The 15,039-nt window shown below is 32.9% G+C and carries 11 protein-coding genes and 1 pseudogene; 4 read left to right on the forward strand and 8 right to left on the reverse strand.

What is annotated here, in order from left to right; all coding sequences use genetic code 11:
* Positions 1–134 (forward strand): annotated as a pseudogene (locus GXW81_RS10595) (IS256 family transposase); the annotation flags it as partial.
* A 121-nt stretch (positions 135–255) separates the two neighbouring features.
* On the opposite strand, the gene GXW81_RS10200 reads toward GXW81_RS10595, so the two are convergent.
* From GXW81_RS10200 to GXW81_RS10235, 8 genes are all read right to left on the reverse strand, one after another.
* Entirely contained in the window at positions 256–891 is a 636-nt protein-coding gene (locus tag GXW81_RS10200; RefSeq protein ID WP_161532218.1) for a hypothetical protein, read from the reverse strand.
* Positions 892–917: 26 nt separating this feature from the next.
* A complete protein-coding gene (locus GXW81_RS10205) occupies positions 918–1,820 on the reverse strand; it encodes a relaxase/mobilization nuclease domain-containing protein (RefSeq protein ID WP_161532219.1) in 903 nt (300 codons plus the stop codon).
* Positions 1,789–2,262, reverse strand: coding sequence for a plasmid mobilization protein (locus tag GXW81_RS10210; protein WP_161532220.1), 474 nt, complete (start codon positions 2,260–2,262; stop codon positions 1,789–1,791). The genes GXW81_RS10205 and GXW81_RS10210 overlap by 32 nt, the downstream gene beginning before the upstream one ends.
* A gap of 818 nt (positions 2,263–3,080) precedes the next feature.
* Positions 3,081–3,392, reverse strand: a complete 312-nt coding sequence (locus GXW81_RS10600; RefSeq protein ID WP_260393597.1) for a hypothetical protein — start codon at positions 3,390–3,392, stop codon at positions 3,081–3,083.
* Positions 3,393–3,545: 153 nt separating this feature from the next.
* Positions 3,546–4,697 (reverse strand): VapE domain-containing protein, encoded by a 1,152-nt coding sequence (locus GXW81_RS10220; RefSeq protein ID WP_161532221.1) that lies wholly within the window; start codon positions 4,695–4,697, stop codon positions 3,546–3,548.
* Positions 4,687–4,989, reverse strand: coding sequence for a DUF3853 family protein (locus tag GXW81_RS10225; RefSeq protein ID WP_002663667.1), 303 nt, complete (start codon positions 4,987–4,989; stop codon positions 4,687–4,689). Before GXW81_RS10225 ends, GXW81_RS10220 begins: the two co-directional genes overlap by 11 nt.
* A 192-nt stretch (positions 4,990–5,181) precedes the next feature.
* Positions 5,182–6,141, reverse strand: a complete 960-nt coding sequence (locus GXW81_RS10230; RefSeq protein WP_161532222.1) for a hypothetical protein — start codon at positions 6,139–6,141, stop codon at positions 5,182–5,184.
* Positions 6,138–7,436 carry a site-specific integrase gene (locus GXW81_RS10235; protein WP_260393598.1) on the reverse strand — a complete coding sequence of 433 codons (1,299 nt, stop codon included), beginning with the start codon at positions 7,434–7,436 and terminating at the stop codon, positions 6,138–6,140. The genes GXW81_RS10230 and GXW81_RS10235 overlap by 4 nt, the downstream gene beginning before the upstream one ends.
* Before the next feature lie 336 nt (positions 7,437–7,772).
* Between GXW81_RS10235 and GXW81_RS10240 the strand changes: the two genes are divergently transcribed.
* Genes GXW81_RS10240 through GXW81_RS10250 form a run of 3 tightly spaced genes read left to right on the forward strand, consistent with a single transcriptional unit; the run spans position 7,773 to position 14,796 of the window.
* Positions 7,773–10,364: a zinc-dependent metalloprotease gene (locus GXW81_RS10240; protein WP_161532223.1), complete on the forward strand. Its 2,592-nt coding sequence runs from the start codon at positions 7,773–7,775 to the stop codon at positions 10,362–10,364.
* Between the two features lie 21 nt (positions 10,365–10,385).
* On the forward strand, positions 10,386–13,457 hold the full coding sequence (locus GXW81_RS10245; RefSeq protein ID WP_161532224.1) for a SusC/RagA family TonB-linked outer membrane protein: 3,072 nt from the start codon (positions 10,386–10,388) through the stop codon (positions 13,455–13,457).
* Between the two features lie 22 nt (positions 13,458–13,479).
* Positions 13,480–14,796, forward strand: coding sequence for a RagB/SusD family nutrient uptake outer membrane protein (locus tag GXW81_RS10250; protein WP_161532225.1), 1,317 nt, complete (start codon positions 13,480–13,482; stop codon positions 14,794–14,796).
* Positions 14,797–15,039 lie beyond the last annotated feature (243 nt).

Below are 15,039 nucleotides of genomic sequence, written 5' to 3' on the forward strand. Positions count from 1 at the left end.
CAGATGAGGCGGTTATGAAATCAACTTTCTTGGCTTTAAGAGAAGCTACTAAGAAATGGTCGAAACCTATTCATAATTGGGGCTTGATTTTAAATCAATTTTTAACTATTTTTGAACAAAGGGTTCAACTTTAAAAAAGTTAAACCCTCGGTAATTTTAACTTACACACTTTACGGGATAGTGTCTGATAGTTAGGTGTTACAAGTAACGATCAGATTAAGTTTTGACTAATTCAAATTATATACACTTCAAAAATTATCTCGCTTCGTATCCATCCTTAAATTTTAAGAATTTTTCAGCATCTTTCGGGTTTTTCTTCATCCACTTGTTAATAAGTTCGGTATTATATTGAAGTTGCTCAACATCTTTTTGATTATAAATTTCTTTTTTGTCATTCTTAATTTCTTGGAGTAATTCCGTCCTAATTTCCATTTTAGTTTGGATGCTCGTATCATACCATTGTTTTGAAAAATAAAAACACAGAAACACTAACAATACAGATAACGCGAATATTGATAATGTAAATAACATCAGCTTCTTACCATAGTTCTTATTTTTATTAGTCTTCTTCAGTTCTTTGTAAAGTTCATCTATTTTCGTAAAGGATTGTCTGGACAAATGAGTATCGATACTTCTAGGCATTGTTTCTATGAGTTGTCTGAAATGCTCAAAAAAATTATCTTTTATTACTTCCAATAATTTGATATTATCGTTGGCTACTCTTATAGTGTATTCTAATTTGTCAACAGTATTGTTGAGAGCCTCAATCTTTCTATTTAGTCTTATTCCCATTTCTACATTTTCTTCATTTGATTGAATAACTTTTTTCAATAACTCTAAGCCATCGTCTAGGTTTGGATTTGAGGTTTGTTCGTTGTTTGTATTTTGCATTATTTTTAATTTACAATGATGGGGCTTTATTTTCTTCTCTTTTTCTTTTTAAACCAATCCTCTTCTGGAGATATAATCGTTGGAGAAAGAAATTCTTTAACCGTATCTTCGACTGTTTGAAATACCGATTTTTCAGATTTCCAACTTGCCTTTGTGGTTTGATTTAGATTTGTTTTTACATTGTAATAACTTTCTAAATTTCGATTAAGAATTTCCTTGATATCTTTAATTTTAAGATCATTTGTTATCTCTGAAAGTTTATATCCTGCTGGATACTCTTTTGGGGTTTTGGTATTAATATCGGAATGTTTTACAATACGCATTCCTGATACTCCCACTTTCTTATTTTCTGATAAATTGACTCTATAGGCTTTCTGATTCATTAGTTCTTTCAATTCATTAAAAGATTTTGCAGTTTTTAAAACCTCTCTCAAATCTTTTAGCATTTGAGCTTTCTTTTCCTTTCCAATTTCCACATCGGTTTTCAATTTCATTTCTTTACAAACTTCCCTTACTGCTTTTCCAAAGCGTTCACCGATTTTGTGAGCTTCAATAGTATTAATACCACTTGTGTTGATACGATTTACGACAAAATGGATATGTTTATGCTTGGTAGAGTTATGAATATCTAATCTTATCTGATTATCATCTGTAACTCCCACTTTCTTTAAGGCATTTAAAGTAAGTTCAATGAGTTTTTTATTGGATATTTCGTTGTCTTTGGTTCTTTCGGGAGAGATATAACCCGTCAATGCCCAATTCTTAATTTTAAAATGTCTTTCAGAAATAGCTCTCATTTCTTGGAATTGAAGTTCTGGATTGTCAGACAATAGGTTGTGGGAATACACCATTTCTGCAGTGCCTTTATCATTTCCATTATACTCAATAGCAATTTTACTAATCCTTCTTGTGGTTGCTGAGTTGTTCATTTTCAATGATTTTCCGATAAAGACATTCTCTGATTAATTGAGTGACCGTTTGAATTTCATTCAGAATTTTTTTCTTATTTTCAAACTCATTCCATTCTCTATTTCTAAGTAAATTGGAGATTCTAATAAAGTGATTGCCATATTGGAGTAAGACTTCATCAGTTTTAAACTCATTGATTTTAAGTTCTTGTTCAGTTAAAACTAATCTTGCGTATTTGGAAAGTTTGAGATTAAGTTTTTCTGCTTTTACTTTAATTCTAAGATATTCTTTCTCGGTTACTTTTGTAGAAATAATCTTTGAAAAAAGAGCTGATTTCTTCTTTGCCAATCCACCTTTTCTTCCAATGCTCTGGAAATGTTTTTTTCTTTTTTCTAGAGCAATAATCTTCTCTTGTTCTTCTTTGGCTTTAACAATAAATTGGGTTAAAAAGTCTTGTTTCATCTGATGTAATTTTAGATTGTTTTTTTTATGTTTATTAAATTTCAGTTTGGTTTGTTTAATTTTTTTGGTGATATTCAATCGTGATTTGAATTTTGATTTTATATTTTTTAAACCCCTATTCTTATATTCTGTTTCGACGACAGGAGAAACCAAAAAGTGGAAAGTTACCATTTGAGTATGCTTATGGTAAACTTTGCGTACTTTTTGCACTAAGACTAAGCATAAAATTTCCAGTCACATTTTACAAGTCCCTTTCCCTTTAATACAAAATCTGTATTTCTTGTTTTTTCGAAATGAGATAGTCATTCAAATCTTTAAAATATTTGTAATGTTTTCTTTGGTCGATAACATTTAAATGGAGTGTATTTAATTTTTCTACGAGCAAATCTCCCGCTTTATCTACAACTCAATTCTTTGATAATTTTCCAGTAAATGTTCAATTTTAACTACCATTGAAACGGAATTTAAAATGATATAATCGGAGGTTTCTGATGAGAAATTTTGGACATCTTTTTTGAGAGTGAGATAGGACAAATAATCGCTGAAGCCTTCAAAGATTTTTAAAGTTTCAGAACTGTTTGTATTGGGGTTGTTTTTAACAGAAGTAATATCTTTTTTTACCCAAGGCTATCTTCAGATATTGTTCCTAATTTCGTAACCTCTAGGATCGTTTTTGAATGCAATTGCAAAGTAAGTTTTATCTTCAATTTGATAATGAACTTCTTTTAGTTCTGATTTTCTAGATTTCTTTCTTTCGAATACTTTAAAAGTGCTGGATGCGAAATGTCCTTTATTTCTATAATTTGATAAGTTTTGCTTTACTGTTTACCGTTGATTAAATCTTCTTTTTGTTTTTGAAAAGAAAAAGCAAATCGCTTGAGAGATTCAAGGGCATCAGAAACACTGCATTGTTTGAGATCTTGAACAATGGACACGACATCGTATTGTTTTCCTGTACCGAAATCAAAAGCAATATTCTTTACATAATTAACCAAAAGGCTTGGCGTTCGTTCTTGTCGGTTGATGGCATAATAATAAGCAGTTTTCGGATGTTCTTTGCTTGGGAAAAGAGAGAAACTCTCCAGTACTTCCTTTATACTGATATTTTCGTTCGCTTGTCTGTAATTCATTTTTTTGTGTTTAGTTGTTGATTTAATTTTTGAAATGTTATTTTTTAGCTTACCTATCTACCTTCTTACCTAAAATTGATAAGCAGTTTCAGGATAGAATAATATTTAGGTAACTTGGTAAGCAGGTAAGCTATTTTTGCGTTTTTGAAAATTTTATATTTTCCGTTTGATTAAATAGCCATAAACTTGAAGTTTTGGATGTTTGATTCTTTCGTATTTTAATTTTGTGAGTGCTTTTCCCACTTTCATGTGATTGAGTTGTGTTCCTAAAGCGTGATTCATCGCAAATACAATATCGGAAGCTGTAAGAAAATCTGTTAGATTTTGGGATTTTTCAAAATGTTTGATAATCACTTCTTGTTCTGGGCTAATATTGAAATATCTTTCATTTCGAAGTTCATTTTCCAAAATATCATTCTGACTAAACTCTTCTTTGAAATCCTCTCTTTTATAGGTGTTGTAGTATACTTGAGACCAAAATTTGTCAATATTTATAACTTTACTATAACCGAAATCAATATTTTTAATTTCAAAAACAATCCATCTTACACTTCCTGTTTCATCAGTTAGGAAATCACATTTATTGGTTGATCCTAAAAAAGAACAGATTCGGCGTTGAGTTTCTGCTTTTCGTGCATAAGGAAGCCTAACTTTAATATTGGTTGCTGAAAAAAGCGATTTTAGACTATTAATATCTGATTTAGATAATACCGCCAGTTCATCAGCGTTAATGATAAAATTCTTTGTGATAGCAATTTGTCCATCTTTATCTACCGTTACGACTTCGGTATAATAATTCTTCAGCTCTTTAGGAATCAGAAATCGGAGAAAAGTGGTTTTTCCTAAATTTTGAACTTGACTAAATAAAACCAAGCATTGTTTGTTGATGTAATTGGGCTCTAAAGCACATTTCACAGCTCTTGATAACCATTTTTCTAAGTGATAACGAAATAAATCATCGTCGTTGGTAACAATATAGTTTGTCAATTCTTTGATATAATCATTCCCGTCCCAATCTTCCAATTTTTCAAAATATTCCTTGATTGGATTGTAAGATTTAATAAAATCGCTTCTTATTAAAATTTCTAATTTCTGTGGTGTAATCTTAATACTCGCACGAGTTAGTTCAATAAGTAATGAATTAAGATTTAGTACGCTCCAATCATTGTATTCTTTAAGTTTAATTTCATAGTCTAACGAAATGGTATTAAACCTTAAATTATATTTATTATTGATGTATTCAAGCGTTTTGTCGAAAACAGTATTGGTTCCTTTTTCTATGTGATATAATTGGTTATTTTTCATTTTCATTATTTTTAAATAATTTCAAGGCTTTTTCTGTATCGATCACAATCGTTCTATTTCTCTGAGAAATAGCATCATCTATTACTCCACTTTTCTTTATTCTATTAGCTGTTGCAATTGAGCAATCGAAGAGATTTGCAATTCCTCGTATTCCATACACGAGTTTTGTTTCCTTAGTATTAACTGATGAATTTTTATTATTATTCACCTTGATTTCTTGTTTATTGAGAAACAAAAACTCTTCACCCGTCATCTGCCATATAGGCTTGTTTAATAATTCTTCTTTATTCATTTTTTTGGTTTTGTTGATGCAAAATTGATGCAAAATTGAAATTCATAAAAATTCAAATAAAAAAAATCAACATAATTAATATGTTGATTTTTAGATGCTTGAGAAAATAATTTGTAAAGATGAAGTTCAGATAGATTCTATGAATCTATTTCATCATATTTTTACAGGTTTTTGATATTTAACAAGTATAATTTAGTTTAAAAGTACAGCCTGTCCTTTTAAGATTATATCATCTATTTCCTTATGTATTTCTGATTTATTATCATCAGATGGATTAATTTTCTTTTCATAATCTTTTATATCAAAATGGTGAATCATTATTTTTTTCCAATTTTCAGATGATTCTTTTTTTATAAAAGTTGCACCAATTTTATTTATGGAATATGCAATATATTTATCCGTGCCTTTATTCTTTTCAAGGCACAGAATTTCTTTACCTGCCATTTGATTAGCAAAATCCAAGAAATTGATGTATTTTACCAACTTTAATTTTACAAAAATTTTATATAAATCATTTATTGCTTCTAAGTTTATAAAAATTTCTCCTGTATAGTTTTCAAAAAAATTAAGCTCTAAAAGCTGTATTTCTAAATCCGTTAACCGTTCTATGATAGAGTTTACATTAAATTTCAATAGATAAAACAAGCTTTTTTCTTTATCTTTCCAATCATCATAGAATTCTTTACTTTTTATCTTCTCTTTTTTGTATTCCTGCTTAGCAAAGGAATGCTTATTTCTTAAATTTATCATTTCAAAAGATGAATCATCATATCTCATACACCATGATTCTAATCTCCCATTCAATTCAAGATAATTGTTACTTTTGGGAAGTAATATATTTTTGTAATGGTAGTTGTAATTATGCTTTTGTAAACTACACATGCCATCAATAATTTCATAAATCTTTTTAGAGTCTAAATCATATCTTTCATCGGAAAGTGTAGTTTTAAGTCTATGTATTACTGCTAAATAATTTTTATAAATTAAATTTGGACGAATGTGCTCAAACAATTCGCTAAACTCCATACATTCTATTGAAAATGGGAAGTTTAAAAGTTCATCTATTAGCTCTTTTGTTAAATCCTTCTGTTCATTCTTTTTTAATTTTCCTTCAAGATTTAACAATAAATCAAAATGTTCTGTTAGTTTCATAAAATATTAAGTTTTTGCATTTGAATTTCGCGAGTTGCATCGACAACATCTACATAAGGCTTCATAGATTGGTAATCTGAATGCCCTGTCCATTTCATAATAACTTGTATAGGGATACCTTTTGAAATGCATAAACAAATAAATGTTCTTCTTCCTATGTGAGAAGAAAAATATTCATATTTGGGTTTAGATTCGTCATTTCGCTTATTACCAATAAAATAAGTATGATTAATTGGTTCGTCAATTCCAGCTAGTTTTCCCAGCTCCTTTAAATATTCATTCATTTTTTGGTTTGAAATAACTGGTAATGCTTTATCTCCATCCAAATTTTCATATTTCTCTAAAATACTTTTTGAAATATCATTAAGCTCAATCACGATAGAATCAGATGTTTTTTTAGTAACAATATATAGTTTTCCATTTTTAACATCAGCTTTTTTAAGCTTTTCAACATCAGAATGTCTCAATCCCGTAAAGCAGGTAAATAATAAAACATCTCTTACTCTTTCTAAATATTTTTTTGTAGTGGGTATATTATATTTTCTAATAGCATTTATTTCTTCTTCAGACAGAAAGATAATGACTTTATCTGTCGTTTTTATTTTAGGTGAAAATTGCTGAAAGTAAAGATTATCACAGTAGCCGAATTTCACAGCAAATCTTAAAAACCACTTTATATTTTTCAAATATTTTTTTGTGGTAACATTATTTAGTTTCAATGTATTTGAAAAGTAAGAAAGTAGTTTGGGAAGTCCTTCTGAATTAAAATCTTCAAATGTTAAGTTTTTATTGAAAGATAAAAGGTGATTTTTTAATGCATTAAATTTCTTGTGAGTATCTAAAGTCCAATTATTCACTTTCCCAGAATAATCTGTAAAATGATCATATACTTCAAAGAAAGATTTTTCTGGTATTTCTTCTGTTGGAATAACTGTTTTTTTCTTTTTATTTCCCCTATCTTTACACTGAGCAAAGTATTCTTTCAACTCTAATTTATCTGGAATATTATTCTCAACTTGACATTTAATAAAGAAAGTTTGAATGTCATTTATAAGATTACTCAAGTTAGTATTAATTTCTTCTGCTGTTAGACCGTTTGGATTTGTTTTTCCATTCTTAACCAATGATTGGTTTTCATTCCAATCTTTTCTGTCAATTCTAAAACCAGAGAATAAATTGATTCGGTTTGAGTTATATGTAACTCGAAAAAAAATTGGCACATTTTCATCAATTAAAATACCATCTTTTTTTCTTTTTTCAAGCTCTATATTTATCTTTCTTTTGATATTAATCACATTATAAATTTTACAGCCAAATTTACAGCCATTTTTTATGATACACAAATGATATTTTGAAATATTATAAAATTCAATCCAATAATAAAATATTGATTTTTAGATATTTTTAAATTTAATGATATTCTAAGGTATATAAGGTTAAAATCCCTGTGGGTCTACAGATTTATAGTGAGCGACTGGTTATACATAACCGGTCGCTTTTTTATTTCATCAATATTTTTTTGAGTTCTTTTTACTTGTTGTAGTAATATGATTTTTGTCTGTTTTTGGTATCTGTTTGTGAGAAAATCATTCTAAAAAGTATATAAAAAGCTAAATTTGCTTTCTTTTTTAATGAAAATAGAATATTGGTTTATGAATTTAAAGATTTTAGGTTGTTCTGCGTGGTTGTTTTTGTATCCAAATATAGCTTTTGCTCAAAGCAAAGTCTCGTCAAAAGATTCTGTGAAAACAGAGAAAGAAGATTCTAAAAAAAATGAGGGCTTTGAGTCTTACGAAAAGTTATTGAAAGGAGCAGAAACCAAACAAGGGCTACTCAAAATACATAGAGTAAAGGATAAGATTTATTTTGAAATTCCTAACGAAGTGCTAGGGAAAGACCTACTCATCGTAAATAAAATATCGTCTGTACCCGCTCCCATCAATAATGCTGGGATTAACAAGGGGATGAACTATGAGAATAAAATCATCAGATTTTATAAAGACACTACCAATAAAAAGGTGTGGGTAAAAACTTTTGACCCGCAAATTACCGTTAATCCACAAGATAATATTTCGGCTTCGGTAAAGGATAATTACGGAGAGTCTATAGTGGAAGGTTTTGAAATTAAAACTCTAGGAAAAGACTCCACAGCGGTAATTCAGGTAAATAATGTCTTTGACGGAAACGCCAAAAGTTTTAACAATCTGTTTGATAATATCGGTATGGGGGGAAGCGTAAGAACCAAAGATTCTTACATAGACGAGGTAAAGGCTTTTCCTAATAATGTGGTGGTAAAGTCTTATTTCAGTACCCAAATTTCAGAGGGGAAAACTTCTGCCGAAAAAGCCGATTTAACGGTGGGGACTACCACTAATATTGTGCTATTGCCAGAGCCTATGGTAGGGCGTTTTTCGGACGATAGGGTAGGGTATTTTACGACGCCTAAGATGTACTTTACAGATAGTCAGCAAAAGGTAGAACAGAGAGAACTCATTACTAGATGGCGATTAGAACCTAAAGCGGAAGACGAAGTAAGATACCTTAGAGGAGAATTGGTAGAGCCTAAAAAACCGATTGTTTATTATATAGACCCAGCTACACCGAAACAATGGCAACAAGCCATTATAGATGGAGTACACGATTGGAATAAAGCATTTGAAAAGGCAGGGTTCAAAAATGTAATTTCAGCGAAATTGCCAGACCCTAATGATAAAGAGTTTGATGTAGATGATGTTCGCTACTCCGTAATCACTTATGCAGCCTCTTCTATGGCGAATGCTATGGGCCCATCGGTAGTAGACCCTAGAACGGGGGAAATCTTGGAGTCTGATATTATATGGTGGCACAATGTGATGACTTTGCTACAGTCTTGGATGAGAGTTCAAACAGGAATTATAGACCCACAGGTGAGAGGAAATAAATTCCCAAACGATAAGATGGCGAATGCTATTCGGTTCGTGTCCTCTCACGAGGTAGGGCATACCTTTGGGCTTAAACATAATATGGGGTCTTCGTTTGCATTCCCAGTAGAGTCTTTGCGTTCACCTGAATTTACGGAGAAAATGGGAGGTACAGCTCCTTCTATTATGGACTATGCTAGATTTAACTATGTGGCACAAGAGGGTGATGGCGTGAAACAAATCACTCCAAAAATAGGAGTTTATGATGAGTTTGCCATTAACTGGGGTTACCGTTGGACGGGTAAAAAGACGCCTCAAGAAGAATTGCCAATCACGCAAAAATGGATAGAGAAACATCAAGGAGACCCACTCTATTTCTACGGAGCACAACAAGAGGAGACGGTAGATCCTCGCTCGCAAGCAGAAGACTTGGGCGATAATGCGATGAAAGCAGGGGAGTATGGCATCATCAATCTAAAGAAAACCCTACCAAACCTCATAGAATGGAGTACCAAAAATGGAGAAAACTACAACGAAGCGAAGTCTTTTTACAACCAAGTGATTAACCAATGGTATGTTTATAACAATCACGTGTTGGCTAATATTGGAGGGATTTACCTTAATCCTACCGTTAAGGGCAACCAGCAGAGTTCTTATATACCTGTACCATACGAAACACAAAAAGAGGCTTTGGTGTTTATAAAAAAACACATACTGACTTTGCCAGAATGGTTATTTTTATCTCCATTGAACCAAAAAATCCGTCCAGCTAAAAACACACCTAAAGGACTGGTGGATCAGTCGCCGTACAATGTGTTTAGAGAGAAACAAGCCGCTATTTTGTACGGGCTTATGAATGATAATAAGCTCCTAAGAATATTAGAATTTGAGTTTCTTAATCATCAAAAAGTGATGACGGTAGCCGAACTGTTCAACGATTTAAGAGAATTTATTTTTAGTAAATCAATTAAAAAACAGCCTTTGAACATCGCTGAAAGAATGACGCAAAAAAACTACATAGATGCCCTCATTATAGACACGCAGAGAATGTACGAGAAAACGGAAAAGGGCATCTTTAGTCCAATGCCAATGATGTGCGATTATGCTTGTGGTCATAATCATTTGGATAAAGCAGACGAACGGAATTTAGAATTTTATTTTGATGGAATGAAACGATTGTCGGAAGTAGGTTCTGCCAAAAGAGCGGAGCTGATAAAGGTACGAGCAATCATCTCAAAAGCAATGAACAAAGCCGATAACGATACGCAAAGTCATTATCAAGATATGATGGTAAGATTAAATAAAGCATTGGGTAATAACTGAAATTGATAAAAAACAAGATATATGAAAACAAAATTACTATTAACTCTTTTGCCAGGGGTATTCTTCGCACAGAATACCATAACCGATACGGTTCAAAATAAAGAGAGAAAGATAGAAGAAGTGGTTTTAACAGGTTTTCAAAAGATTGAAAAAAGTAAACTAACCTCTTCTGTAGGTGTAGTAAAAATGAAGGCTATTGAACAAAAAGCCACCGCCTCTGTGGATCAAATGCTACAAGGTAAAGTAGCAGGGGTAATGATTACACCAGCCTCTGGAGCACCTGGGCAGATAGCTCCTGTGCGTGTGAGAGGTACGGCATCGCTTTCGGGTTCTACAGACCCACTTTGGGTGGTGGACGGAATGCCCCTAGAAGGAAACCAAGCTCCTGCCTACAATGTGGGACAAGACATCAATGAGCTTAAAAATTATTCTATCGCAGGGTTCAACCCAGAAGATATAGAAGATATTACGGTGCTTAAAGATGCGTCAGCAACCGCTATTTATGGTGCTAGGGCAGCCAATGGGGTTATTTTGGTAACTACTAAAAGTGGTAAAAAAGGAAGAATGAGCATCAATTTTTCATCAAATACTTTTGTGAGCTTAAGACCAGATTTCTCTAGACTTAATCTGATGAATGCCTCTCAAAAAGTAGATATGGAATTGATGATGGCGGAAAGAGCCGACCTAGACAATTATAGAAAAGATAATGGAGCGGTGTCTAGAATTTTAACTGCTAATAACGACTGGGATTCTTTTAGAAATGGAGGCTTCTCGGCACTTAGTCCTCTTTCGCAAAAGCAAATCAATGAGCTTAGAAATACCAATACCAATTGGGGCAATTTGCTTTATAGAAATGTGGTTAATCAGCAACAAGCCGTGAGTATCACAGGTGGTTTAGATAATTACAGCTACTATGCTTCTTTTGGATATTACGACGAAAAATCTACCGTGATAGGTTCAGGATTTAATAGATTTAACCTTACCCTAAAAAATAATTATAAGGTAAGCGATAAGCTTAATTTAGGCTTATCTATATTCGGAACTTCCACTAAACAGACTTCGTTTTTGTCGGATTCGGGGAGCTACACTACGCCTACTTATTACTCCAGAACCGCTAATCCTTACTTAGCACCTAGAGATGCTAACGGAAATTATATCTACGACCGAGATATAAACTATGTGGAAAGCTTTTCGGGTAATGATACTAGAATTCCGTACAACTATATAGAGGAAAGAGAGAATACCAGATATTCATTAGCGAATAAATCGTTAAGAACTATTTTAGATGTTAATTATAAAATCATTAAAGGTTTAGAATACCGCTCTCAATTTGGATTATTGATAGGTACAGGCGAAACTGAACGTTATGCTTCGGCAGAAACTTACCTTATGAGAAGACGAATAGCAGAAAGTATCCAGTCGTCTACCAATACTTCGTTTTTACCGAATGGAGATTATTTCCAAAGAACCAACTCTAATGATTTTGAATATAACTTCAGAAATATACTAGAATATAGCCCTAGATTTGGCAATCACGATTTGAATGTATTGGCAGGGTCTGAAATCAGAAAAACCAGATACTACGATATGATGAGCCAAATGTATGGCTACAATCCAAGGACTAAAACATCGGTTCCTGTAAATTTACCAGATAGCCAAGCTACTTCGCCAATCTATATTCCTAATAGAGATACCGAAGTAGAAAACTCTTTTGCCTCTTTCTTTGGGACTTTATCATACACTTATGCTAAAAAATATACTTTCTTTGGTAGTGTGAGATATGACGGGACTAACTTCTTTGGTGCAGAAACCAACAAGAGATGGAACCCTATCTGGGCAGCTTCGGTGGCGTGGAATGTTAAGAATGAAAACTTCCTAAAAGACAACGCTACCATTAGTATGTTTAAGCTAAGAGGGTCGTATGGTCTTCAAGGAAATATTGATAGAGGTACTTCGCCTTATTTCAGAGGTACTTATGGTAACACTAGAATTTTAAATACTGCGGAAACTACCATAGTACACGATGGAGCTCCGAACCCACTTTTAAGATGGGAAAGAACAGCCACTAAAGATGTGGGATTAGACTTTGGATTATGGAACAACCGAGTTAATTTCACTTTAGATTTATACGAGAGAAAGGGAACTGATATTATGGGAGTTAAAGAACTTCCGTTAGAGACAGGTTTCTCTTTGTCTAATGTCAATTGGGCAAGTCTAACGAATAGAGGTTTTGAATTTTCACTCATAACTAATAACATCAATACCGATAAATTCAAATGGACAACTACCTTCAATATTTCCGCGAATAGAAGTAATATTGATGAGGTAAATGATGGTAGATATACTTTCTTACCTTCGGGGAAAGGCTATCCTGTAAATGCAGTTTTCGGTATTAAAACGGCAGGTCTTGATGCTAATGGACTTCCGTTATTCTATGATAAGAGCGGAAATGTAGTGTCTGCTGTGGACTTCTACAAAATATCAGACCCTTGGGGAATAGGCTATGTGGCGAGTGAGTATTCTCAAGACCAAATGAAAAATTGGTTTAGTTATCTAGGAGACAGAGACCCTAAATACTTTGGAGGGATTACCAATACTTTCAATATAGGTAATTGGGATTTAAATATTGCGGCATCTTTCAATATTAAACAAACGGTATTGGGTAGAGCTCCGTACAACTTTACGGCTATAGATAGAGGGCTTAATGCTTCTGCGGATATTCTAAATGCTTGGACGCCTAACAACACTTCATCTACTTTGCCAAGAATTATTGGGGCAGATACCGTGCCTGGGCAAGAGGTGGTTTATGGTTGGTTTGCTAATTGGGACCCAACAAATTCTTACAACTATTTTGATTTATGGGCTAAAGAGATGAGCTTCATCAGAATCAATAATATAAGATTAGGGTACAACTTACCAGCGGATTTACTAAAAGGTGCAGGGATAAAGTCTATGAGATTATCTTTGGAAGGAAGAAATTTATTAGTCTTCAGTAATGGACACAAAAACTTCTTTGACCCAGAAACCTACGGTAACATCTATGCACAACCTATACAGAAAGCCCTCGTATTTGGTCTTAATGTAGGGTTTTAATTTAACTTAATAATTTAATAAAATGAAATCAACAATAAAAACTTTATTCATCGCAACCTCGCTATCTTTGGGTGTGGTTTCTTGCGAAAGATATTTAGATATAGTACCTACAGGGAAAGTAGTACCACAGACAGAGGAAGATTTTAGAGCTTTGCTTACGAGAGCGTATCAAATTTACCCTCAACACAAAGCATTGCTCAATCTTAAATCTGATGAGGTAAAGGCAGCCAACTCTTCCGAATATTTGAAAGCGATATTCACTTGGGGAGAAGCGAATGCCACGCCAGGTTCTACCGAAGTGCCTTATGCATCTTTATACGAAACTATTTTCTACACCAATTATATTATAGAAAATGCTTATAAATATGTTGGTAAAAATGAAAATACCAACCAAATATTAGGGGAAGCTTATGCTTTGAGAGCTTATGTTTACTTTGAACTTATCGGAATTTATGCTCCAGCTTATAACGGAAGCAATGGTTCTACATTAGCCGTTCCTTTGGTAACGGAAGTTAATTTGGAAGGCAGTTTTCCTAAAGCTACTTTAGATGCGGTTTATAATCAAATATTTTCGGATATAGCCACTTCGGAACAGCTACTAAATCAAGATAAGTTTTCTGCTGGGCTTAATTACAGATTCACAACCACGGCTTTACACGCGTTTAAAGCTAGAGTGTATCAGTATAGAAAAGATTGGGCTAATGCTTTAAAGGAAGCAAACCAAGCACTGGCTTTGAATTCTAATTTGGAGGATTTTAATAATTTCAGCGTTTTACCTAGCAGTTATACTTCTACGGAATCTATTATGAACCTTGATTTGCCAGTAGTGCCGAGTACCTACTCTTTCTCCAGAGCGAGTAATGAGCATATTGCTTTATTTGATAAAACTAATGACCTTCGTTTTTCTAAGTATTTTAAACAAAACGGAAGCAATTGGCAAACTTTAAAATATAATGCAGGTTCTAGTGCGTATAAATGCACATTCCGTGTGGCAGAAGTTCTTTTGATAAAGGCAGAAGCACAGGCGATGCTAGATAAAGTACCCGAGTCTAAAGCAACGCTTATCTCATTAGCTGAAAAAAGATACAACGCTGTGGGGTTGGCTAATTTTAAAAACAAAATAAACGGTTTGTCTGATACCGATTATTACACGGAATTACTTAATGAAAGAGCGAGAGAGCTTTCGTTTGAAGGTTTGCGTTGGCAAGATTTAAGACGAACCAATCAACCTGAAATTACACACATTTTTGGTGGGGAAACCTTTAAATTAGAGCAAAGCGATGCGAGATATACCGTTCCTTTCCCTAAGGAAGCAAGGCTGAAGAACCCAGAATTGTAATATCAGAATAAAAATAAAACGGGGCATTTTCAAGATGTCCCGTTTTATAAATTATCAAAGTAGTATCTCACAAAGTGTGTAAAGTTTAAACTATCGAGGGTTGCAACCCTCGATAGTTTTTTTATTAACTTTAAATTTTTATACACGATGAACAAAGCAGATTTTTTAAACGACGATTTTTTTAAACAATTCCAAAGCGGTGAAGAACTTACCGATTTTTTGAAGTCCATTCAAAAGCGAGGG

Origin of the sequence: Riemerella anatipestifer (genome assembly GCF_009932355.1) — a bacterium.
In the GTDB taxonomy this organism is placed as follows: Bacteria; Bacteroidota; Bacteroidia; order Flavobacteriales; family Weeksellaceae; genus Riemerella; species Riemerella anatipestifer_E.